The sequence below is a fragment of the Sandarakinorhabdus glacialis genome (assembly GCF_014643455.1).
Lineage (GTDB): Bacteria > Pseudomonadota > Alphaproteobacteria > Sphingomonadales > Sphingomonadaceae > Sandarakinorhabdus > Sandarakinorhabdus glacialis.
On sequence record NZ_BMJM01000002.1, the window covers coordinates 35,946 to 57,580 of the forward strand.

Annotated in this window: 21 protein-coding genes; 7 read left to right on the forward strand and 14 right to left on the reverse strand. The window is 66.5% G+C overall.

Annotated elements, in window-relative coordinates:
- Positions 1-15: 15 nt before the first annotated feature.
- Together IEW98_RS03095 and mdoH are read left to right on the forward strand one after the other, a co-directional pair.
- Entirely contained in the window at positions 16-1,503 is a 1,488-nt protein-coding gene (locus IEW98_RS03095; RefSeq protein WP_243450525.1) for an OpgD/OpgG family glucan biosynthesis protein, read from the forward strand.
- Positions 1,500-3,314, forward strand: coding sequence for a glucans biosynthesis glucosyltransferase MdoH (gene mdoH / locus IEW98_RS03100; RefSeq protein ID WP_188761484.1), 1,815 nt, complete (start codon positions 1,500-1,502; stop codon positions 3,312-3,314). Before IEW98_RS03095 ends, mdoH begins: the two co-directional genes overlap by 4 nt.
- Before the next feature lie 54 nt (positions 3,315-3,368).
- Here the strand turns inward: mdoH and IEW98_RS03105 are convergent, their stop codons facing one another.
- Positions 3,369-4,358, reverse strand: coding sequence for an ATP-dependent DNA ligase (locus tag IEW98_RS03105; protein WP_188761485.1), 990 nt, complete (start codon positions 4,356-4,358; stop codon positions 3,369-3,371).
- Between the two features lie 106 nt (positions 4,359-4,464).
- On the opposite strand from IEW98_RS03105, the gene ku reads away from it, so the two are divergent.
- A complete protein-coding gene (gene ku / locus IEW98_RS03110; protein WP_188761486.1) occupies positions 4,465-5,352 on the forward strand; it encodes a non-homologous end joining protein Ku in 888 nt (295 codons plus the stop codon).
- Positions 5,353-5,456: 104 nt separating this feature from the next.
- Here ku and IEW98_RS03115 read toward each other — a convergent pair whose 3' ends face one another.
- Entirely contained in the window at positions 5,457-5,675 is a 219-nt protein-coding gene (locus IEW98_RS03115; RefSeq protein ID WP_188761487.1) for a KTSC domain-containing protein, read from the reverse strand.
- Between the two features lie 151 nt (positions 5,676-5,826).
- On the opposite strand from IEW98_RS03115, the gene IEW98_RS03120 reads away from it, so the two are divergent.
- Both IEW98_RS03120 and ligD read left to right on the forward strand, forming a co-directional pair.
- Entirely contained in the window at positions 5,827-6,669 is an 843-nt protein-coding gene (locus IEW98_RS03120; RefSeq protein WP_188761488.1) for a GNAT family N-acetyltransferase, read from the forward strand.
- Between the two features lie 63 nt (positions 6,670-6,732).
- The gene (ligD, locus tag IEW98_RS03125; RefSeq protein WP_188761489.1) at positions 6,733-9,213 is read left to right on the forward strand and encodes a DNA ligase D; all 2,481 of its coding nucleotides are present in this window, start codon (positions 6,733-6,735) and stop codon (positions 9,211-9,213) included.
- Between the two features lie 171 nt (positions 9,214-9,384).
- On the opposite strand, the gene IEW98_RS16100 is transcribed toward ligD, so the two are convergent.
- Together IEW98_RS16100 and IEW98_RS16105 are read right to left on the reverse strand one after the other, a co-directional pair.
- Positions 9,385-9,624, reverse strand: a complete 240-nt coding sequence (locus IEW98_RS16100) for a glutathione S-transferase family protein (protein WP_207792490.1) — start codon at positions 9,622-9,624, stop codon at positions 9,385-9,387.
- 35 nt (positions 9,625-9,659) lie between these two features.
- On the reverse strand, positions 9,660-9,935 hold the full coding sequence (locus IEW98_RS16105; RefSeq protein WP_207792491.1) for a glutathione S-transferase N-terminal domain-containing protein: 276 nt from the start codon (positions 9,933-9,935) through the stop codon (positions 9,660-9,662).
- 65 nt (positions 9,936-10,000) lie between these two features.
- On the opposite strand from IEW98_RS16105, the gene IEW98_RS03135 reads away from it, so the two are divergent.
- Positions 10,001-10,786, forward strand: coding sequence for an SDR family oxidoreductase (locus tag IEW98_RS03135; RefSeq protein WP_188761490.1), 786 nt, complete (start codon positions 10,001-10,003; stop codon positions 10,784-10,786).
- A gap of 7 nt (positions 10,787-10,793) precedes the next feature.
- Here IEW98_RS03135 and IEW98_RS03140 read toward each other — a convergent pair whose 3' ends face one another.
- Entirely contained in the window at positions 10,794-11,561 is a 768-nt protein-coding gene (locus IEW98_RS03140) for a VOC family protein (protein WP_188761491.1), read from the reverse strand.
- 156 nt (positions 11,562-11,717) lie between these two features.
- Between IEW98_RS03140 and IEW98_RS03145 the strand changes: the two genes are divergently transcribed.
- Complete coding sequence (locus IEW98_RS03145) at positions 11,718-12,392, forward strand: nitroreductase (RefSeq protein WP_188761492.1); 675 nt, start codon at positions 11,718-11,720, stop codon at positions 12,390-12,392.
- On the opposite strand, the gene IEW98_RS03150 is transcribed toward IEW98_RS03145, so the two are convergent.
- The 9 genes from IEW98_RS03150 to IEW98_RS03185 form a co-directional block, all read right to left on the reverse strand.
- Positions 12,389-13,111 (reverse strand): MBL fold metallo-hydrolase, encoded by a 723-nt coding sequence (locus tag IEW98_RS03150; protein ID WP_279380342.1) that lies wholly within the window; start codon positions 13,109-13,111, stop codon positions 12,389-12,391. The genes IEW98_RS03145 and IEW98_RS03150 overlap by 4 nt on opposite strands.
- Before the next feature lie 15 nt (positions 13,112-13,126).
- The gene (locus IEW98_RS16315) at positions 13,127-13,360 is read right to left on the reverse strand and encodes a hypothetical protein (protein WP_243450527.1); all 234 of its coding nucleotides are present in this window, start codon (positions 13,358-13,360) and stop codon (positions 13,127-13,129) included.
- A gap of 15 nt (positions 13,361-13,375) precedes the next feature.
- Positions 13,376-14,764 (reverse strand): 8'-apo-carotenoid 13,14-cleaving dioxygenase, encoded by a 1,389-nt coding sequence (locus IEW98_RS03155; protein ID WP_243450528.1) that lies wholly within the window; start codon positions 14,762-14,764, stop codon positions 13,376-13,378.
- A 61-nt stretch (positions 14,765-14,825) separates the two neighbouring features.
- Positions 14,826-15,374 carry a TetR/AcrR family transcriptional regulator gene (locus IEW98_RS03160; protein WP_188761494.1) on the reverse strand — a complete coding sequence of 183 codons (549 nt, stop codon included), beginning with the start codon at positions 15,372-15,374 and terminating at the stop codon, positions 14,826-14,828.
- A 67-nt stretch (positions 15,375-15,441) separates the two neighbouring features.
- Positions 15,442-16,437 carry a hypothetical protein gene (locus tag IEW98_RS03165; protein ID WP_188761495.1) on the reverse strand — a complete coding sequence of 332 codons (996 nt, stop codon included), beginning with the start codon at positions 16,435-16,437 and terminating at the stop codon, positions 15,442-15,444.
- Positions 16,434-17,507 carry a saccharopine dehydrogenase family protein gene (locus IEW98_RS03170; RefSeq protein ID WP_188761496.1) on the reverse strand — a complete coding sequence of 358 codons (1,074 nt, stop codon included), beginning with the start codon at positions 17,505-17,507 and terminating at the stop codon, positions 16,434-16,436. The genes IEW98_RS03165 and IEW98_RS03170 overlap by 4 nt, the downstream gene beginning before the upstream one ends.
- Positions 17,504-18,583, reverse strand: a complete 1,080-nt coding sequence (locus IEW98_RS03175; protein ID WP_188761497.1) for a polyprenyl synthetase family protein — start codon at positions 18,581-18,583, stop codon at positions 17,504-17,506. The genes IEW98_RS03170 and IEW98_RS03175 overlap by 4 nt, the downstream gene beginning before the upstream one ends.
- Complete coding sequence (locus IEW98_RS03180; protein WP_188761498.1) at positions 18,580-19,389, reverse strand: hypothetical protein; 810 nt, start codon at positions 19,387-19,389, stop codon at positions 18,580-18,582. The genes IEW98_RS03175 and IEW98_RS03180 overlap by 4 nt, the downstream gene beginning before the upstream one ends.
- Before the next feature lie 28 nt (positions 19,390-19,417).
- A complete protein-coding gene (locus IEW98_RS03185) occupies positions 19,418-21,541 on the reverse strand; it encodes an NAD(P)-binding protein (RefSeq protein ID WP_279380334.1) in 2,124 nt (707 codons plus the stop codon).
- Between the last annotated feature and the right edge of the window lie 94 nt (positions 21,542-21,635).

Sequence of the window (21,635 nt, forward strand, 5' to 3'; positions counted from 1 at the left end):
AGGAAGTCGGCGAAGTTGAGCGGCAAAACGGCGATATCGCGGCGCAGCGCTTTCGGACTGCTGGCCGGGCTGGCAGCATATCCAGCGCTTGGGGCGGCAGGCGAACGTCTGGGGCCGGCGCAGGCGTTTTCGTGGGAATTGCTGGTCGGCCGGGCGAAGGCGCTGGCGGGCAAGCCCTATGCCACACCGCGGGTTTCGCAGCGGCAGGCGCAGGATTTCGACGCGGCGGGCAGGCTGACGTTCGGCGAGGCGGGTCGGTTGGCCGGGTTGGTCCGGCTACTTCCGGCGCCGCGGAATTCGCCCAATATCGTCGGGATCCATATCGTCGAGGGCCGCAAGGCGCGGACGTTGACGTCGCTCGACGGAATGTTCGCCGGTGGTGGGGTGGCCGATCCAGCGGGGTTCCGGGTGCTGGCGGCCAATCTGCAGACTGACTGGCTGGCGTACCAGGGCGCGTCGTATTTTCGCTCGTCGGGGTCGCGCGACCAATATGGGCTCTCGGCGCGGGGCATTGCCGTCGATACCGGGTTGTCGGGGCCGGAGGAGTTTCCGCTGTTCACCGATTTCTGGATCGAGCGAATTACGGACACGCATTTCATCGTCCATGCGCTGCTGGATGGGCCGAGCCTGGCTGGCGTATTTGCGTTTGACAACCGGCTGGGACCGGATGGCGTGACGCAAGATGTGAAATCGGCGCTGTTCATCCGCAAGGATATCCGGCGGCTGGGGATTGCGCCGGCGACGAGCATGTTCTGGTACGATGAGGGGCAGCGGCGGCAGGCGGTCGACTGGCGGCCCGAGATCCATGATTCGGACGGGCTGGCGATCTGGTCGGCGACCGGCGAGCGCATCTGGCGACCGCTGGGCAATCCGGAAGGGTTGCGGACGAGCAGCTTCCGCGCCGACGGGTTGAAGGGTTTCGGGCTGGTACAGCGCGACCAGAGTTTCGACAGTTACCAGGACGATGGCGCGCGTTACGACCGGCGGCCGAGCCTGTGGATCGAACCGGCGGGAAATTGGGGGCCGGGCGCGGTGCAGTTGTTCGAGATCCCGACCGAAAGCGAGACGATGGATAATATCGTGGCGTTCTGGGTCGGAGACAGGCCGGCGCGGGCGGGGGAGCGGCGGGATTTCCGGTATCGGCTGCGCTGGACATCGGCGGATCCTTCGGATGGCGGGACGGCTCGGGCAGTGAATGTCTGGATCGGCGCGGGGGGCATCCCGGGGGCGCCGCCGGTCGCCGGGGCGCGGAAATATGTCGTCGATTTGCAGGGGCCGGCACTGGTCGGCCTGACCAGGACCAGCAAGGTCGAGGCAGTGATCAACCTCGAACCGCCGGCGATGGCGAACTTGTCGGCGTATCCCGTGGTCGGCCAGCAAGATCTATGGCGGGTTGCCGTCGATGTGATGCCCCACAAGACCAGCGCCAAGGAGCTGCGGCTGTATTTGCGCCGAGGGGCTTCGGCGCTGTCCGAGACGGTAATCGAGCCGTTTTCGTCATGAGCGGACTTGATTTTCCGAGGCAGCTGCCGGCCGAAGCTCCGCTCGAGATGCCGGTGCAGCGGTTCGACGGAAATGCACCGGCGACAATCGAACTCCATACGCGGCCGCCGAACGTGCTGGGGCGGCGGTTGCTGCTGATCTCGGCGACGGCGGTGCTGGGGCTGGCGGCGTCGATCGACGTGCGGTTCGTCCTGGCGCTCGATGGCATGACGCTGCTCGACGGGGTGTTCCTGCTGCTGTTCGTGCCGCTGGTCTGCTGGATAGCGTTCGGGTTCGTCAGTTCGCTCGTCGGGTTCGGATCGATGATGCTGCGCGATCATCCGGGTTTCACGCCGGTGCCCAAGCCCGCGGACAATTTGCATCACCGGACCGCGGTGCTGATGCCGGTCTATAACGAGGATATCGCGGCGACGTTTGCGCGGGTCGAGGCGATGACGAACTCGATAGCCGCAGCGGGCGGCAGTGCGCTGTTCGATTTTTTCATCCTGAGTGATTCGGGAGACGCGCAGGGCCAGGAGGAACAGGCGGCGTGGCAGCGGCTGGCGCGCGCGGCGCCGATGCGCGTCTATTACCGGCGGCGGCCGCAGAATATCGGCAAGAAACCGGGCAATATCGCCGAATGGGTGCGGCGCTTCGGGGCAGCGTATGAATATATGCTGGTGCTCGATGCCGACAGCATGATGAGCGGCAGTGCCATGACCGGGCTGGCGTCGATCATGGAAAACCGGCCGACGGTGGGCCTGTTGCAGACGGTGCCGCTGATCATCAACGCGTCGACGTTTTTCCAGCACTGGATGCAGTTCGCGACCGCCGCCTATGGCCCGATTTCGTCGGCGGGGCTGTTGTGGTGGTCGGGGTCGGAGGCCAATTTCTGGGGGCATAATGCGATCGTGCGGATCCGCGCTTTTGCGGCGTGTTGCGGGCTGCCGGAATTGCCGGGCAAGCCGCCGTTCGGCGGGCTGATCCAGAGCCATGACATGGCCGAATCGGCGCTGATGCGGCGGCGCGGCTGGGCGGTGCACATGGTGATGATCGACGGCAGTTATGAGGAGTTTCCGCCGACGATCGTCGATCATGCCATCCGCGACCGGCGCTGGGCGCAGGGCAATCTCCAGCATCTGCGGCTGCTCGATGCGGCGGGGTTTCACTGGACGAGCCGGCTGCATTTGCTTATCGGTGCGACGGCGTATCTGACCTCGACGGCGTGGCTGGTGCTGATCCTGATCCAGTGCGCGCAAACGTTGCAGGGGCGCGAGAGCCTGCTGACCGAAGGCCCGCCGATGCGGGTGCTGGTGCTGACCATCTTGTACCTGTTCGGGCCGCGCTTGATGGCGGTGATCTGGGTGCTCGAGAACCGGACGCGGCGGGCAGGGTTCGGCGGGGCGGCGGCGTTCCTGAAGTCGGTGCTGCTCGAGACGTTGCTGTCGATGCTGCTGGCGCCGGTGGTCGCGGTCAACCAGACGCGGGCGTTGTTCGGGCTGTTGTTCGGGGTTGGCTCTGCATGGAATGCGCAGAACCGCGAGGGCGGGCGGCTGTCGTTGGCGGCGATACTGCCGACGGTGCGGCTGCATTGGCTGTTGTGCGCGGTGCTGGTCGGGCTGAGCCTGTTCGAGCCGGTGCTGGGCCTGTGGCTGTCGCCGATCATCTTCGGGCTGGCGAGTGCGCCGTGGCTGATCACGCTGAGTTCGAGCACGGCGCTGGGGCGGGCGGCGGCGCGGGCGCGGTGGTTCGGGGTGCCGGCGCCGTATCTGGCCGATCCGGCGCGGGTTGAAGTCGATGGGGATCAGCTGGGCTTGATTGCGGCGAAGTAGGTGCTGCGGGGCGGAAGAAGAAACTGGCTCCCGGGTCAAGCCCGGGATGACAGGTTAGGGTGCCTGGACGAGTTGGTCGAGGCGGCATTGGGTGGGTGATTTGTCGGGGCGCCAGCGGATGAAGCGGGCGGCATGGCGGAGGCGGTTGCTGGTGACCTGATCGTAGCTGATCTCGGCGACGAGATCGGGTTCAAGCGGGCGCCATTCAGGTTTGTCCTTGACCGTCCAGCGGCTTGGCGCGCTTGGGGATTTGCCGGTGAAGCCGGGGGCGGCGACAAGCGCTTGCAGGCGATCCTGCAGGCCGTGCTGGATTTCGGGCGGCAGGGAGGCGACGAAGCCGATGTGATCGAGCTGGCCGGCGTCGTTGTAGAGGCCGAGGAGGAGCGAGGCGAGCTTGCCGTCCTCGGTGACGCGGAAGCCGCCGATGACGCAGTCGATGGTGTGGCGGCGCTTGATCTTGAGCATGGCGCGTTCGCCGCTGCGGTATGGGTCGGCGGTGCGCTTGGCGATGACGCCGTCGATGGCGGCGCTGGGGGCGGTGAGCCAGGCTTCGCCAGCTGCCTCGGCATCATCGAGGTAGGGCGACAGGCGGAATGCGGCGGAGGTTGCGTCGAGGCGTTCGAGCGCGGCGCGGCGGGCGGTGAGCGGGGCGTCGGCAAGGGATTCACCGTCAGCGGCGAGGCAGTCGAAGGCGATCAGCGTTGCCGGGGTCTCGACCGAGAGGCGGAGGATGCGGCTGGTGGCGGGGTGAAGGCGCGCCTGGAGGGCGTCGAACGACATCGTGTCCCCCTGCGTGATGACGAGTTCGCCGTCGATGACGAAGTGCTTGCCGGGGATGGTGAGAAGGTCGGCGACGACTTCGGGGAAGTAGCGCGACAGCGGTTTGCCCGATTTGGACATGAGTTCGAGGTTGTCGCCGTCGCGGAAAACGAGGCAGCGAAAGCCGTCCCATTTGGGCTCGAACTGCCAGCCGGGTTCGGTGGGCAGGGCACCGACGAGCTTTGCCTCCATCGGGGGGAGGGTGAGGGGCAGGGGAAATGCCATGGCTGGTCAATGCGCGGGGGCGGGCGGCGTTCCAGCCGGCCGTGCCGGGGCTGGAACATTGCCGGGCCCCGCGAATTATTGAAGAGCAAGTCACGGGAGGACGAACATGGCGGCACGACCATATTGGAAGGGCCAGATCAGGCTGGCGCTGGTGTCGATCCCGGTCGAGATCTATTCGGCGACGAAAAGTGGCGCGGCGATCGCCTTCAACCAGATCCACGAGCCTTCGGGGCAGCGAATCAAATATGAAAAGGTCGTGCCGGGCATCGGGCCGATCAATGTCGACGATATCGTCAAGGGCTTCGAATATGCCAAGGGCGAATATGTGTTGCTCGACGAGAAGGAGATTGAGGGGGTTCGGCTGGAAAGCAAAAAGACGCTCGAACTGACCCAGTTCGTCGACAGCCATGACATCGACCCGATCTATTTCGAGAAGCCTTATTATGTCGTGCCGGCGGATGACTTGGCGGAGGAAGCGTTCATCGTTTTGCGTGAGGCGCTGCGCCGGAGCCGCAAGATCGGGCTCGGGCAACTAGCGATGCGCGGGCGGGAGTATGTCGTCAGCATCAAGGCTTGCGGGCGCGGCATGGTCATGGAGACGCTGCGCTATGCCGATGAGGTTACGAAGGCGTCGAGCTATTTTCACGAGATCGGCGATGGTGCGCCCGATGACGAGTTGCTCGACTTGGCGACGACGCTGATCGACAAGAAGACCGGCAAGTTCAATGCGAGCGACTTTCACGATCGCTATGTCGATGCGCTGCGCGAGCTGATCGAGCGCAAGAAAAAGGGCAAGACCCTGAATATCGACGCCGAGCCGGGGAGTGCCGATCCGCGGGGCAGCAATGTGGTGGATTTGATGGCGGCTTTGAAGAAGTCGCTGGGCGGGGGTGAGGCGAAGGCGCCGAAGGCGGCTGCGAAGGCCGAGGGGAAGGCGCCGGCGAAGGCTGCTGCGAAGGCTCTGGCGAAGGCTCCGGCCAAGAAGCGGGCCTAGGGTTCAGCCTGCGCAGAGAAGCAACTGGGTCCCGGGTCAAGCCCGGGATGACAGTTTGTGGAGTTTGCCTGGCCCTGGTTCGGTAGGTCGTGAGGGGCGGGAGCTCAGGTTTCGGAGCCCGGACCGTAGCGGCGGCGGTCGGTGTCGCGTCGGCAGCGGTAGTGGCCCTTGATCTGTTCGTTGAAGACGGTGCCGGCGGATGCGGCCTTGCAGAGCGTCTCGAAAATGGCGGCGGGCACGTCGTAATAGACGTATTTGGTGCTCTGGCGGAACGAGATGGTGAGAGTGTGGGCGTCGTCGTCGAACGCGGCGCGGTCGATCATGGCGGAGGTCGGGAAGCGGCAGGCTCGCATAAGCGTTTGAGCGTGCAGGCGGGAACGGCGTTCCTCGGGCCGCGGCAGGGCAAATCGATTTTGCGTCGGAACGAGTCGGTGGCCGGCTTGAACCGGTCGGACCGGGGCGGGTTGTAGCGATATGGCCGATATCGACGAGAAACTGCGCGGCATGGCCGAGCATCGCGGCTTGAAGCTGGTCAAGTCGCGGCGGCGCAAAGCCGGGACGGGAGACTTCGGCAAATATGGGCTGGTCGATGCGGCGGGCAAGGCGCTGCTCGGGGTGGGGGATGACGGGCTGACGGCGTCGGCCGGGGATATCGAGGCGTATCTGCGCAAGGGCGCGGTGAGTAGCTGGCAGGTTTCGGCGGAAACGACGCCGGAGCGGCCGGCGGCTGTGCATGAGGTGGTGGAGGAGGACGAGCCGGTTGCCGGGAAGCGGCGGAAAGTCGGGAAAGTATCGCCGCGGACGGCGAAGGTCGAAGCGGTGTCCGAGCCGGAGGTTGAGCCTGAGCCTGAGCCTGCGCCTGAGCCTGCGCCTGTGCCTGAGCCTGAGCCGGTGCTGGTGGTGCGGGCGGCAAAAGCGGGCGATGCAGGCGGGATTGCGGGTTTGTTGGGGCAGTTGACGGGGGTGAATATCGATGCAGTCGCGGCTGAGCGGAATTTGACGGTGGTCCGCAAGGCCAAGGGCGGAATGGTCGTTGCCGAACTTGGAGAAATCGTGGGCTGTTGCGGCTGGGCGTTGGTGCCGACGGTGCAGCATGGGCTGATCGGGCGGTTGACGGTGATGGTTGTCGATGAGGGGCATCGCCGGCGGGGGATCGCGACCGCGATGTTCGATGCGGCGACGGCGGCGCTGGGCAAGGCGGGGTGTGTGCGGGTCGAGGTGATGAGCGATACCGAGGTGCGGAATTCGCATAATTTCTTCCGGGCGTTGCAGTTCGAACAGACGAGTTATCGCTTTGCGCGCAGGATCGGAGAGTGAAGCGGGAGCGGAACGAAGCGAGGCTGCTATGGATTGAATAGCGCAGCATCTGGAGTGATCGATATGGCGACGAAGGTCACGGAGGCGAGCGACAGCCTGGCGATCTACAAGGCCAAGCGCGATTTTGCGCGGACGGCCGAGCCGGCGGGTGCGAGCAAGGCGACGACGGGCAATGGCTTTGTCGTGCAGAAGCATGCGGCGAGCCGGTTGCATTATGACTTTCGGCTCGAGCTCGATGGCGTGCTGCTGAGCTGGGCGGTGACGCGCGGGCCGAGCGCCAACCCCGACGACAAGCGCCTGGCGGTGCGGACCGAGGACCATCCGCTCGATTATGCGCGGTTCGAGGGGACGATCCCCAAGGGCGCATATGGCGGCGGCACGGTAATGCTTTGGGATAACGGGACGTGGGAGTCGATTGCCGGCAAGGATCCGCGCCAGACCTTGCCCGAGGGGCATCTGCATTTCGTGCTGCATGGGCGGCGGATGCAGGGGGAATGGATTTTGTTTCGGTTGAAACCGCGGGGGAAGGAGAAGGGCGAGAACTGGCTGCTGCGCAAGGTCAGTGATGAATTCGCCGGTGGGTCGGACGACCTGGTCGGGGGGTTTCTGACGAGCGTCGACAGCGAGCGGACGATGGACGAGATTGCAGCTGGGAAGGCTGTGGTGAAAAAAGCGGTGGCTGCGGCGAAGAATGCGAAGGCGGGTGGGGCGAAGCCGAAGAAGAGCGCCAAGGGCGGAACATTGCCGCCGTTCCAGCCGGTGCAGCTGGCGGCGCTGGTCGATCATGTGCCGCCGGGGGATCGCTGGCTGCACGAGCTGAAGTATGACGGCTATCGGACGTTGCTCGCGGTCGGCGGCGGCGAGGGGCGGGCGTATACGCGGTCGGGGCTCGATTGGTCGGACCGTTTTGCGGGGCTGGTTGCGGATGCGGCCGGGCTGGATGTGGAGAGCGCGCTGATCGACGGCGAGGCGGTGGTGATGCTGCCGGATGGGCGGACGAGTTTCCAGTCATTGCAGGCGGCCCTGAAGAGCAATCCGGGGGCTATCGACTATTTTGCTTTCGACCTGCTCGAGTTGAATGGCGAGGATTTGACGCAATTGCCGTTGACCGAGCGCAAGGAAAAGCTGGCGGCGCTGATCGGGGCCGGGCAGGGGCATTTGCGTTATTCGGACCATATCATCGGGCGCGGCGAGGAACTGTTCACCCGTTTCTGCGGCGCCGGGTTGGAGGGGGTGATCTCGAAGCGGGTCGACGGGCGCTATATTGGGGCGCGGAGTGGTGGCTGGGTGAAGACCAAGTGCATTCGGCGGCAGGAGTTCGTCGTCGTCGGCTGGCTGCCTTCCGACAAGCAGCGGGGGTTTCGGTCGTTGCTGCTCGGCGTCAACGAGGACGGCAAATTGCGATTCGCCGGCAAGGTCGGGACCGGGTTCAACGGCGATGAGATCGAGCGGTTGATGGGGTTGATGGCGCCGTTGGAGCAGGACAAGCCGACCGTCGAGGCACCGCGGGCGGCGGTGCGCGGGGCGCACTGGATAACGCCGAAGCTGGTGGCGGAGGTGGCATTCATCGAGTTTACCGACGAGGGGGTGCTGCGGCATTCGAGCTATCTGGGCTTGCGCGAGGACAAGAAGCCCGAGGCGGTGGTGCTCGAGGTGGCAGGGCCGGCGGCGGAGGCCGAACACAGCGGGGTGAAGATCAGCAACCGCGAGCGGGTGATCTTTCCGGAAGGGTCGCTGAGCAAGGGGCAGTTGGCGGATTATTACGAGACGGTGGCGCCGATCATGCTGCCCTGGGCGGGCAGCCGCCCGATCAGCCTGGTGCGGTGTCCGCAAGGCCGTGACAAGAAATGCTTTTTCCAGAAGCATGACGCCGGCAGCTTCGGCGATGACGTCAAGCATGTCGCGATCCGCGAAAAGGATGGCCATGACGAGCCTTATCTGTTTGTCGATACGCCGGCAGGGCTGCTGACGTGCGTGCAGATGGGGACGATCGAATTTCATGGCTGGGGGGCGCGGATCGAGGATGTCGAAAAGGCCGACCGGCTGGTGTTCGATCTCGATCCCGACGAAGGGCTGGCGTTCGAGGACGTCAAGGCGTCGGCGTTCCAGCTGCGCGACGTGCTCGGCGGAATGGGGCTGGTGACATTTCCGATGGTCACCGGCGGCAAGGGCGTGCACGTCATCGCGCCGCTGACGCCGACGGCGGAATGGCCGCAGGTCAAGGATTTCGCGCAGCGGTTCGCAGCGGCCTTGGCGCAGGCCGAGCCCGATCGCTATACGGCGGCGCTGGCCAAGGCGAAGCGGACCGGGCGGATTTTCATCGATTATCTGCGCAACCAGCGGGGGGCGACGGCGGTGATGCCGTATAGCGCGCGGTCGCGGCCGTTTGCGCCGGTGGCGGTGCCGGTGACGTGGGAGGAACTGCGCGATCTCGACAGCCCGGCGCGCTGGCATATCGGCGATGGGGCGGAGATGGTGAAGCGGGCGGCGTCGAAGGACCTGGCAAATTGGGGACGGGCGGATCAGGTTTTGCCGGATTTGTGAAGTTTGAGGGACGACGGCGGCTCCTGGCTGCCGGGGAGCTTTACCGGGAACGGGCGGGAGATGGGCCCCGGCCTTCGCCGGGGTGACGATTCTGATAGGTTAGCGTGAGTCGACTGCATCGCCTGACAGCGGGGTAGCGCGCATCGAGGGGCGCTGGGTGAAGGCGTCCTGTCATTCGGTGAGTTTGGGGTGGCTGGTGCGGAAGCCGGGAAGGTCGCGGAATTCGAGCCAGTCGAGCGCGGTGGCGACGGAGATGTGGCCGACATGGAGGGGCGTTTCCGGATCTAGCGCGGCTTCGAGCCAGTCGTAGCTGGCGACGAGTTTTTCGGTATAGCCGGCGGCGAGGGCAGGCAGGCGGAGGTGTTCGGGGCGGCGGACTGTCTCCCAGCGGATGGCGATGCGGCGTCGCACAGGCCCTGGGCGACGGCCTGCATGGTGAGGGCGGCTCAGCGCGCATCGCCTTCGGGCGGGATGAGTTTGGGGCCGGTGTGGAGGGTGTCGAGGACGGCGCAGATGACGTCGGAATCGAAGAGGGGCGGCCGGCCGGGGCGGAGCAGGACGGGGACCTTGCCGAGGGGATTCCGGGCGCAGACGGTTTCGTTGCGCAATGTCGGGCTGGTCTCGTGGTGGATGACCTCGATGCGGTCGGCGAGGCCGGATTCGTGGGCGAAGACCAGCGCCTTGCGGGCGTAGGGCGAGTGGGTCTGATAGAGAAGTTGCATAGGTTGTTCCTCGCCATCGACACCGTTAAGCCGTTTTGGCCTGATCTCAACACGGATATCATTTTATGGATACGACCAGTTTGTTTCGCCTCGATGGCCGTGTTGCGCTGGTGACGGGGGGCAGTCGCGGCATCGGCAAGATGATTGCGGCCGGCTTCATCGCGCAGGGGGCCAAGGTCTATATTTCATCGCGCAAGGCGGCGGCATGCGAGGCGGCGGCGGCCGAGCTTGGGCCGAACTGCATCGCGTTGCCGCAGGATGTGTCAACGGTGGCCGGCTGCCAGGCGCTGGCGGAGCGGTTTGCGGCGCTGGAGCCGCAGCTCGATATTCTCGTCAACAATGCCGGCGCGGCGTGGGGGGCGGCTTTCGAGGAGTTTCCGGAAAGCGGCTGGGACAAGGTCATGGACCTGAACGTCAAGTCACCGTTTTTCCTGACGCAGGCGCTCCACGGGGTGCTGAAAAAGTCCGCCAGCCGAGAACGCCCGGCTAAGGTGATCATGATCACGTCGATCGACGGCATGCGGCTGAATCCGGGCGAGACCTATAGTTATCACGCGTCGAAATCGGCGCTGATCTACCTGACCAAGCGGATGGCAGCGCGGCTGGTGCGCGATGCGATCCATGTGACGTCGATCGCGCCGGGGGCGTTTGCCAGCGAGATGAACCGGGTGGCGCGCGACCAGGGCGAGGCGGTGGCGAAGGTCATCCCGGCGCGGCGGATCGGCGTCGACGAGGACATGGCGGGCGCCGCGATCTACCTCGCCAGCCGGGCGGGGGACTATGTCGTCGGCGACACCCTGACCGTCGATGGCGGGGTGGCGCATGCCAGCCTGGGGGCGGGTTTCGACTGAGGCGGGTTCACGCCGACCCGACGACGCCGAACATGGCGCCGTGGGGGTCGCTGGCGACGATGATGCGGTCGCCGCCGGGCACCTCCATCGGGCCGGCATGGACGGTGCCGCCGCCAGCAGTGACCTTGGCGGCGGCTGCGTCGATATCGGGGGCGCGGAAATAGAAGCACCAGTCCGGGCGGGGGCCGTCGGTGGGTGCGGTCATTGTGGCACCGATGGCCTGGTCGCCGGCCTGGATGAAGACATAGTCGCCGGCCTCGCCCATCGGCATGCTGTCGGGGTAGGTCCAGCCGAAGACCGCGGCGTAGAAGTCCCTCGCGGCGGCCTGGTCCGAGGTGTTGAGCTCGTTCCAGCTGCATTTGCCGAGGCCGGCCGGGTCGAAGGCAGTGCTGCTTTCCGGGCTGGCGCCGCGCATGACGTAGAAATCGATGCCCTGCGGATCGGCGACGACGGCCATGCGGCCCACGCCGGGCATGTCCCAGGGCGGCATGTGCTGGCTGCCGCCGGCGTTCTTGATGGCGTCGAAGGTGGCATCGACATCGTCGACGCCGATGTAAAATTTCCAGCCAGGGCGGGCGCCGCCGGCGGCCATTTCATCGGACAGGCGCATGACGCCGCCGACGAAGCCGTTGCCGGTATCGATCATCCGATAGTCCATTTCGGCGGGCGGCGGCGCGATCGACCAGCCGATGACGTCCTCGTAGAAAGTCTTTGCCGCATCGGGGTCTGCGGTCTGGAGCTCGTACCAGACCGGGGTGCCGTTGGGGTTGACCATGACTGTTCTCCTGCCAGCGATCGCGCGGGACAGCATAGATCATTACGGCGCACGCCGAAACCTGCGGCGCGCGCTGCAGCTAGCGAATAGTGGCGGCTGGCGACGGCGCCGAAATCCTGTATCGGACGGGCGACAAGGTGTTTCAGAGGTTCAAGAATGCTGTTCGACGAGGTCGTGCTGGGACGCAGGAGCATCCGCGGCTACAAGCCCGAACCGGTGCCGCGCGCGCTGATCGAGGAGATCATCGGGCTGGCGATGCGGGCGCCGTCGTCGATGAATACCCAGCCGTGGAATTTCTATGTGATTACTGGCGAGCCGCTGGCGCGGATTCGTGCCGGCAACACCGAGCGGACCTTGTCCGGGGTCCCGCAATCGCGCGAGTTTCGCACGGGCCAGGCATTCGCCAACCAGCACCGCGACCGCCAGGTGGGCGTTGCCAAGCAGCTCTTTTCGGCGATGGGCATTGCCCGCGACGACAAGGAAATGCGGCAGGATTGGGTACTGCGTGGGTTCCGCCAGTTTGACGCGCCGGTGTGCGTGATCATCACCTATGACAAGGTGCTCGACGGCAGCGACGACACGCCGTTTGATTGCGGTGCGGTGGCGACGGCGCTGGTCAACGCGGCGTGGTCGCGCGGGTTGGGGACGGTGATCAACAGCCAGGGCATCATGCAGTCGCCGGTGGTGCGCGAACATGCGGGGATCGCCGACGACCAGGTCATCATGAAGAGCATCGCGCTGGGCTGGCCGGACGAGAGCTTTCCGGCGAATGCGGTGGTTTCTGAGCGGCGGTCGGTGGGCGAGGCTTCGGTGTTCGTGGGGTTCGACTAGGTCCAGATATCGCCGGGCCGGAAGGCCGGGAAGCGGGCGGGGTCGATGTTGGCGGTGGTCAGCGCGGCGGCGAGGGCTTGTGGCGGGGCCTCGCGGGCCTCGTCGGTGAGCTGGAAACTGCCCCAGTGGACGCCGATCGCCGACGCGGCGCGGCAATCCTGCATGATGGCGACAGCTTCGGACGGATCGACGTGCTGGGCCTTCATGAACCAGCGCGGCTCATAGGCGCCGATGGGCAGGACGGCGAGCGTTGGTGGGCCATGGTCGGCAGCGATGGCGCGGAAGATGGCGCCGTTACCATAGCCGGTGTCGCCGGCGACATAGACGGTCGCTGCTGCATTCTTGACGATGAAACCGCCCCATAGCGCCATGCGGCGATCGAAGCCGGTGCGCGCCGACCAATGGTGGGCGGGGCAGATCGTCACCATCAGGCCGGCGAGGTCGAAACTGTCACCCCAGTCGCCGGCGGTAACTTCGACGCCGGGGGCGATCCGGCGGAGCAGGACGTCGTTGCCGAGCGGGGTGATGAAGCGCGGGCAATGTGCGGCGTGGAGGCGGCGGGTGGTGACGGCGTCGAGGTGATCGTAGTGATTGTGGGTTAGCAGCACGGCGTCGATCGGCGGCAGGTCGTCGAACCTGATGCCGGGCGGGTCGACGCGCACCGGGCCGAGGCGACCCATAGGGCCGGCGCGGTCGGCCCAGAGCGGGTCGACGAGCAGGTTGACGCCGGCGAGTTAAATTAGGACGCAGGCGTGGCCGACCATTGTAACGCGAAGCGAGGTCGAGCGGGCCGGCGGTACGACCGGGACGATGGGGGGCGCTTGCCGGGGCCACGGCACGCGCTTGCCCGATCGTTGCCAGCGCAGCAACTCGGCGAGGCTGCGGTCGGTGGACTCCTGGCCGGGGTTGAAGAAGCGCTGGCCGTCGAAATGGTCGGATACCGGGCCGGCGTGACAGGGGTTTTTCAAGTCAGCGTGCCGCGATCAGGCAGCGATCCAGTTGCCGTGGAAGCCGGGCGGGACGCGGTGGGGGAGGTGGACCCTGGCGACCGGCGCAGCAGTGAAATCATGGGCATCGAGAATGACAAGCTCCGTGGATTCGGTCGGTAGATCGACAACGAGGCCGATCAGCCAGCCATGGTCTTCTTCGGCGTCGGCGGCTGCCGGCACGAAGACAAACTCGCCAGGGTAGCGGCCGGGTCCGAAATCATGGATTTCGCGGGCGCCTGGCCCAAGGTCAGCGCTGAGGTCGTGCTTGATCAGGAAGGTGGCGCCGAGAAAGGCGGAGTCGGTCGCTGGCAGGCCGAGCGTATAGGCGTAGCGATAGGGCTGGCCGAACAGCCGCTCGTCGGGGCGGGGAAATTCCTGAGCCGCGCTGTCGATGGTGAAGCGTTCGGTGGTGCGGGCGACCGGGTCTATGATCCAGCGTTCGAAGCCGCGCGGTGAATTGTCGGGGCCTTCGGTGCTGTCAGCGAACATGCGGTCGTAAACAACGGCATCGAGGACGACCTTGCCGTCGGCGCGGTCATAAGCGTTGGCGACGTGGAAGATGTAGCAAGGCTCGACATCGACCCAGATGGTGTCGGTGCCGGCGCCATTGCGGGGCAGTAGCCCGATGCGGGCCTGGTGGTCCTTGTTCCAGCGGTAGGGGAAGCCGAAGCCGCCGATGGCTGCCTCCATCGAGAAGGTGACGGGCAGGTCGAGGATCAGGGCGTAGCGGGCGGTAAAGGCGCTGTCGTGAATTGAGGGCCCGTGCTCGACGGCGACGGATTCCTCGCGGATGACGGCGCCGGCGGCGGAGATGACGACGTGGTGGACGAGCGTCGGCGCCATCGCGTCATAGGTGATGGCATGGTGTTCGCCGGTCAGCGGGTCGCGGTGGGGGTGGGCGGTGAAGCTGCCCTTCAGCGTGCCGCCGAACGGATTATACGCCTGTTCCTGCAGGCTGGCAGAGAGCTCGACGGGGAAGCTGCCGGCCTCGACCATGGCAAAGGTGCGGCCGCCGATCGAAGCGACATTGGTATTGACGTTGTCGGAGATGCCGTGCCGCGGGCCGGGGGCGGCGTCTTCGCAGAGCAGTGCGGCGGCGCGTTTGGAGCGGATCCAGCGGTTGCGGTACCAGAGCGCCTGGCCGTCCTTGATGGCGAGGCCGTGGACCATGCCGTCGCCCGAGAACCAGTGATATTTCGATGCGTCGGCGTCGATGGGGTTGGGGCCCATGCGGAGGTAACGGCCATCAAGGGTAGGGGGGATGGTGCCGGTGACGCGCAAATTCTCGAGGCTGACTTCGGAAGTCATCGGCCGGTGCATGCCCGACAGGAACGGATGTTCGAGGGTCGTGACGGGTTCGCGGATTGCCATGTCGGTTGCCATTTTGCGCTCCATTGTGAAGTTGACAGCGTTTACATACCCCGCAAAGCTAACGCCGTCAACATTAGAGATGGTGGCTGTCGATGACACTGTCGATGAGCGTGTCGTCGGCGGGCAATTGGCCGTCGAGGATCAGCATCGCCAATCCATGCGCCATCGACCAGGCGCGCGCGGCGATGACGTGCGAATTGGCACCCTTGATCATGCGGGCGTTCTGCATGAGCAGCCGCATCGCCTCGTCGCCGTTCTCGTCGCCGAGTTTCGAGCCGCCGATGAAGATCAGCCGGTACAGCGCAGGGTTGGCGAGGGCGAAGCGGACATAGGCGGCGCCGGTGGCGCTGAAGCCGGCCTTGCCGCCGCCGGCCTTGTCCGCGGCCTGTTGTTGCGCGACCGCCAGCCGGTGGCGGCCCTCGGCAGCCAGCGCCGACAATAGCGCGTCCTTGTCGGGGAAATGCCGGTAGAGCGCGGTGGCACTGACGCCGACGGTGCGGGCGATTTCGCGCAGGCCGAGGTCGTTGAACTTGCGGCTCTCAAGCAGCGCCAGCCCGGTCTCGATCGCCGCGGTGCGGAGGTCGCCGTGGTGGTAGGTTTTCTTCGATGTTGCCGATGCCATGTTGCGCCGCTGACCTTATGTAAACGGCGTCAACTTAGGGCGGGGGGCGACGATGACAAGTGTTGGTTTACAGCTCGAGGTTGGTCACATCGCCGAAGCGCATGTCGGTGTGCATCGAGAACGCGGCGATTGCCTGAAAGCGCAGGCCCGGTGCGGGTTTGCCGCCCGAGGGTGCGGAAGTGACCGGGGCGCCGCCGACGAGGCCGAGGTCGGCGGCGATGGCGACGCTGGTATTGTCGAACACGTCGACCTCGGCACCGTCGAAGAGTGTCATTGCCGAGTCGGCGAGGCGCCATTCGGCGCGGACGAGCGATTGGTAGCAGGCCAGGGTCGAATGCTCGGCGTCGCGGATTTGCTTGAGGTTGGTGACTGAAAACAGGCCGGGGTCGATTTCCTCGAGGAGATCGATGATTTCGTCCTCGAAAATGCTGGTCAGGAGCCCTGTGCTGACTAGCGACCAGGGGAAGGGGTGCGTGGCGGGGGCAGCAGTGATGGTGGGGCCGGCGGCGACCACAGGGCTGGCCGGACTTGCGGGGGCGCCGGTGCGGATGGCAACGACGGGGAGTATCTCCTGCTCGGTGTTGCGGTCGCGGCGGACGAAGCCGGGCATGGCGACGGCGGCGGTGAAGATGCCGTCGCTGCCGGTTTCCATGGTGATGGTGCCGAGCATCTTGGGGAAACCGAGGACAGCCTGGCCGCTGATCGCCGAGGTGCCGTTGGTGACACCGATATAGGGGAAGGCCCAGCTGAGCTCGGTCGGGAACCAGATGCCCCAGATATTGCTGTAACGGATGACCGGGAACATGAAGAAGAATTCGTTCTGGCTGGTGTAGCCGAGCTCCTCCTGCCCCTCGATGAACATTTTGGGATAGTGGCTGACGCAGGCCCAGACGAAGGGCATCAGCGGCCGGAACTGGTGCGAGTCGCCGATATTCAGGAAGCGGTCGCACCAGGCCTGGAGGTTGATGTCGGTCGCCGCCAGCGTGCAGCCGGTGACGCTGACCGCCTCGAAGACATAGGGTTGCGGGCTTTGCTGGCAATCGGTCGATTCGACGAAGGTCATGATCGCTCCTGAAGCACTTCGGCGCAGCCGAGTTCGAGGATGAAATCGCTGCCGTACAGCTTTGAGGGGGTCCAGAAGCCGGGCTTGCGGTCGCCAGACAGCACGCGGCGGACGATGGCATCGGTTGTGATGGCGGTGACGACATGGCCGTCGCCGATGCGCAACCGCAGCGTGGCGACGCGCCGCCAGCGGTCGATGGCTTCGGCGACGAGGACGAAGCCGTTGTCATCAAGTGCCTCGGCATCAGTGGCGTCCGGGCCCTCGTTGCCGGTTGCCGGCCACAGGTCGGCGAAAGCGCGGGACCAGCTGCGTCCCGCCGCCGTTTCGCCAAGCGGCGCCAGCGCGCCCGCCATGCGGACTGCCAGCCGGGTCGGCGTGCCACCCTCGGCATAGGTTTCGATATTGGCGATGCCGGTGCTGAATTGCCCGGTGACGATCTCCGGCCAGGTCACCGCCACTGCCGGCGCCGGGCCGTTGCCGAAATCGAAGTGGCGGGTGTCGTGGCCCGCGGGGGTGTAGGCGATGGCGCCGCCGCGCAGCGACCGGATGGTGGCGGCGTTCATGCCGCCGATGGTCCGCACCGAGCCGCGCACGAGCCGGTTGTGCCGCGACGCCGCTAGCCGCAGCGCGGTGGTGCCGGGATTGCGCTGCACCGCCATCGCGGCGAGGCAGTCGGTGGCGACGATGCAGACGCCGACGCCTGGCATCAGCATGATACCGGCAGCGGCGGCTTCGTCAGACAGGCCCATCGCCCGTTCGAAGACCGGCCATTCGCCGGTGATATCGAGATAGTCGACGCCGCAGCGCAGGCAGGCGGCGAGCATGGCGGGGGCGGTATGGATGAACGGCCCGGCGGCGTTGACCAACAGGCCGATGCCGGCGAGTCCCGCGTCGATTGCCGCCGCGTCGCCGAGTTCGAAGGCGCGCCAGTCGAGCTGCAAACGCGCGCCGAGCGCCGCCAGCGCCGGTGCGTTGCGCCCGGCAAGGATTAACTCGAGGTCGACCATGCGCTCGGCGATCAGCCCGCCGCTGAAGCCGGTGGCACCGTAAAGCAGGACCCGGCCGGTCATTGGCGCTCGAACACCCAGGGCACCAAGCCTTCCAGAAACGTCGTGTCGCGCGATGGCGGCAGATGCCCGAAGGCGGCGCCGAATTCATGCGCGGCGGCACCCGCGAGCCCGCCGGCGACGCAGCGGGCGTATTCGACGGCGCCGGTGCGCTCGATCAGGCCGGCGATATCGTTGACCATCGCGGCGGTGCGATCGGTGCGCCCGAGCCGCAGGAACGCGTCGAGGTCGCTGCGGCCGGCGGGGCTGGCGCGCTGGCGGGCGCGGATCAGGACGAGCGTGCGCTTGCCTTCGTAAAGGTCGCCATTAGCTTCCTTGCCGTAGGCGGCGTCGGCAACAAGATTGAGGAGATCGTCCTGGATCTGGAAGGCGGCGCCGAGGAAAAAGCCGAAGCGGATGACCGCGTTGGGGTGAGCGGCATGGCGACCGTGCCCGCTGCCGACCAGCGCGCCGAGTTGCGCCGGCCAGATCGTCGACATCCAGGCGGTCTTCTTGAGCACCATTTCGAGATAATCGGTTTCGGTCAGGTCGGTGCGGTTGCCGTCGCGCCAGCCGAGCTCGAGCGCCTGGCCCTCGGCGGTCTGGCGCGCCATGTGGAGCGTGGCCGACATCGCCTGCCAGGCGATGTCGTCGCCGCGTGCGCGCAGGCTGTCGAGGAGCGGCTGCAGCGCGATCGCCATCATCGCGTCGCCGGTATTGATCGCCAGCGGCACGCCGTGGAGCATGTGCAGCGTCGGGGTGCCGCGACGGATCTCGCTGCCGTCCTCGATGTCGTCGTGGATGAGCAGGGCGTTGTGGAAGATCTCGATCGCCGCCGCGCTGCCGATGATTTCATCGAGCGGGGCGCCATGGGCCCGCGCCACCGCGATGCAGATCGACGGCCGCATCATCTTGCCGCGCCGGCGCGGATAGTCGGTGACCAGCGCGCCGAGATAAGGGGCAGCGGCGACCGAAGACAAGGCCTGTTCGACCGCCACCCGGGTCGCTGCGCCGTATTCGCGCAGCAGCGCGGGGACGATCGCAGGCGTCTGCCGTGCCAATGTATGCGGTGCTGTGAGTGTCGCCGCCGCCGCTGTCATGGCGGGGTGGCGCCGGGTGGTCGCACCTCGATGGTCAGTGTGCCGAGCACGGTGTTGCTCGCCTCGTCGGTGACGTCGCCTGTATAAGTGGCCGCGGGCTGGTCGTCGGGGATGGTGATGACCGCGACGATGCCCCGGCCGGCCTGCGCCGGGCGAAAGCGCGTGCCGGTGATCGCGGGATGGTCGCCGCCGACCGGCTTGAGCGCCTGCAACGTCAGGATGGTCGGCCGCGGCGGCGGTTGCAGCGTCGTCGGCGTCGCCGTTCCGCCGCGCGTGCCGCGAAACACGCAGGTCAGCGGCACTGGGTCCTGCGGGGTCGGTTTCGGGATGCGCGGCGGCCTGTCGCTGTTGTCGTCGCCGCTTGGTCTGATGGCGGCGAGAATCTTGGGATCGCGCAGCACCGCCGCAAGCAGGTCGAAGCCCGTGGTGCTGAGATCGCGCGACAATTGCAGCATGCGCTTGCCGAGCCGGTTGATGTCGCTGGGCAGGTCATCGGCCTGGTAAGAGCCGGCGCGAAAGCGATCGGCGGCGGTGCGGCCTTGCTTGAGGTTCTCGCCGATGACGTGATAGCCGATGCGGACCGCCTCGGCGACGATCTGGCTGACTTCGGGGAGGTCGCCGCTACCGGCGGGGGTGGGATCGGGATCGGGATTGGGATCGGGCTTGGCAGGTGGAGGCTTCTTCCGTCGCACGTTTTCCACGGCTGCCTCCACCGGCGCCGGGTCGCCGCTCCAGCCGGTGCGATCGGGTGCGGTCCGCGTCGGTTCGGGGCGCCGTTTGCGAGCGGGTTTGTCGTCGACTGCCATGGTGCGCCCTTTCCTTGAATGGTTGATCTCAGGGGTGGTCGTAGCCGATGATGCGGTTCAGCGCCGGGGCGCCCGACAGCGCGTGCGCCGCCAGCCGGCCGGCCATGACCGCGGCTTCGGTGCAGCCGGTGTTGAGCCCGCAATCGGTCCAGTCGCCGGCGATGGTCATGTTGTCATAGGTCATGTCGAGCGGCGAAATGCGGTGCTCGAGGCTGCCGGGCAGCGACAGGACATAGCGGTCGGTCGGGTTGACGTTGGCGCGCCAATACTGGCTGTCGAAACGCGCCGGGCCGGTGGCGGCGCCAGCGCCCGGCTCGGGATCGGCGAGCAGGTCCCAGCGGAAGCCGTCGGCGCCCTTGCCGATGCCGGGCCACATGCGGCTGGCCTGCGATGCGAGGAAATCGACTGCGTTGCGCTTCACCTCGGCGTTGCGACGGGACTGATAGTCGTGGTCGTCGTCGGCCGGCGCGGGGCCGTCGGGCAGCACGCCGCAGAAATAGACCGCGGTGGCGGGCGGTGCGGCCCAGGCTTCCTCGGGAATGGTGTGCGCCATGTCGCACCAGCTGTCGAAGGGCTTGGCGAACGCCGATGCCAGCCATGGCGGCCCGTGCCAGCCGAGGCTTTCGAGGTCCTGGTCGAGCCAGACCTGGAAGGCCTGGGTGGCGACGGTCTTGACCGCCGCCGTCATGCGCCGCCAGCGGGCGTCGCGCGCGAGAATTTCCGGACAGACATCGGGGATGGCGCCGACCGACACGCCAAGCACGACAAAATCGAAGTCGCGGCCGACCTCGAGCCGCGCCGTGTCGGCGCGGCGGCGGTCCCAGTGCGATTCGAGGTCGGCATTGTCGGCGGCGAGTTTCTCGCCATCGATCAACTGGCTGAAGTCGGGCTCGGCCGGCCAGCATGGGCGTCCGGCGATGGTGATGAGTGGGTTGTAGTGTTCAGCGTGGAGCTTTGCCTGTACGTCGAAATCGAGCGCGGCAACATGAGTGCGGTCACCGGGGCCAAGTTCGCCGCCGGGTGCGAGGCCGACGTTGGTAAGCCGGTGGAAGAAGCGGAACTGGACGCCGCGTTCACGCAGGACATGGTACAGCGGCGCGAAGACGACGTCGCCCATGCCGGCGCGCATCCGCCAGAACAGCGCGCCGCGATAGGCGAAGAACATCCGCAAGGCGCCGCGCATGCCCTGGCCGGCGGCGATGCCGGGGCGGGTGGCGTCGCCGTCCTCATAGGCCAGCGCGAGATCGTACAAGCCCTGGACAAAGGCCGAATTGACGGCGCGTTCGGAGGCACCGTGCCGCCGCAGCCAGTCGCGGCAATCATGCGCGTTTATGGCATCGAGCCCGCGCGGATCGGTCAATAGTTTGTCGCGGAAGCAACCGACGATGCACGCCAGCACGAGGTCGACCATCTCCCAGACATGGCTGCGCCGGTCGTCGCCGAGCAGATGGGTCTCGAGCCATTCGCGCATGCCACTGGCGATCGTGTCGACGAGGCGGACCAGCATCGATTCGAAGCCCCGGGGAAGCCCGGCGATGGCGATCTGGAGCAGGCCGAGCGCTTCGACGAGCACAACGCCGCCGGCAAAGACGCCGCGGCCGAGCAGCGCGCGCATCGCGGCGATGATCTGGTCGGGATCATCGGGTGCGGGCGGCGGCGGGCTGTCGCTGCGCCGGACTTCGGTATCGAGCAGCAAGGTGATCAGCATGCCGACCGCCGCGCTCATGTAATCGGCGAGGCTCGACGGATCCTGGTCCTGGCCGTCGATGCCGAGCGCGACATCGCCGGGCAGGCCGGGGCGCGGCGAGAAACGTCCGTGCCAGCGATGCCAGCCTTCGCTGCCATGCGGCGCGAACAGGCCGATATCGGGTTCGGGCAGGAAGGCGTCCTGCCAGTCGCCGAAAACGCCCGTCGATCGCGCCGCCTCGGCGTAGCAGTCGCGCATCATGGCAAAGGCATTTTCGTAGAAACCGAGCCAGACATGAAGGCCATGCTCCTCGATCCGGCCCGACGGGCCGCGCCCCGAAGCGCCCTTGCCGCCCAGTCGCCAGCCGAGCTGGTAGATGGTGACGTCGAACCGGCCGCCGTGTTCGGGCCGCGTCAGTTCGAATGCTGCTGCCAACGCGCCGCATCCCCCGCCAATGATCGCCACTTTCGCCGGGGTCGACAGGATCGCGCCTCCGTCACATTTTTCGGGAAGGCCGAAAGATATAAATCATTTCGCCCGGCAATGCCCCTGCGCCAAG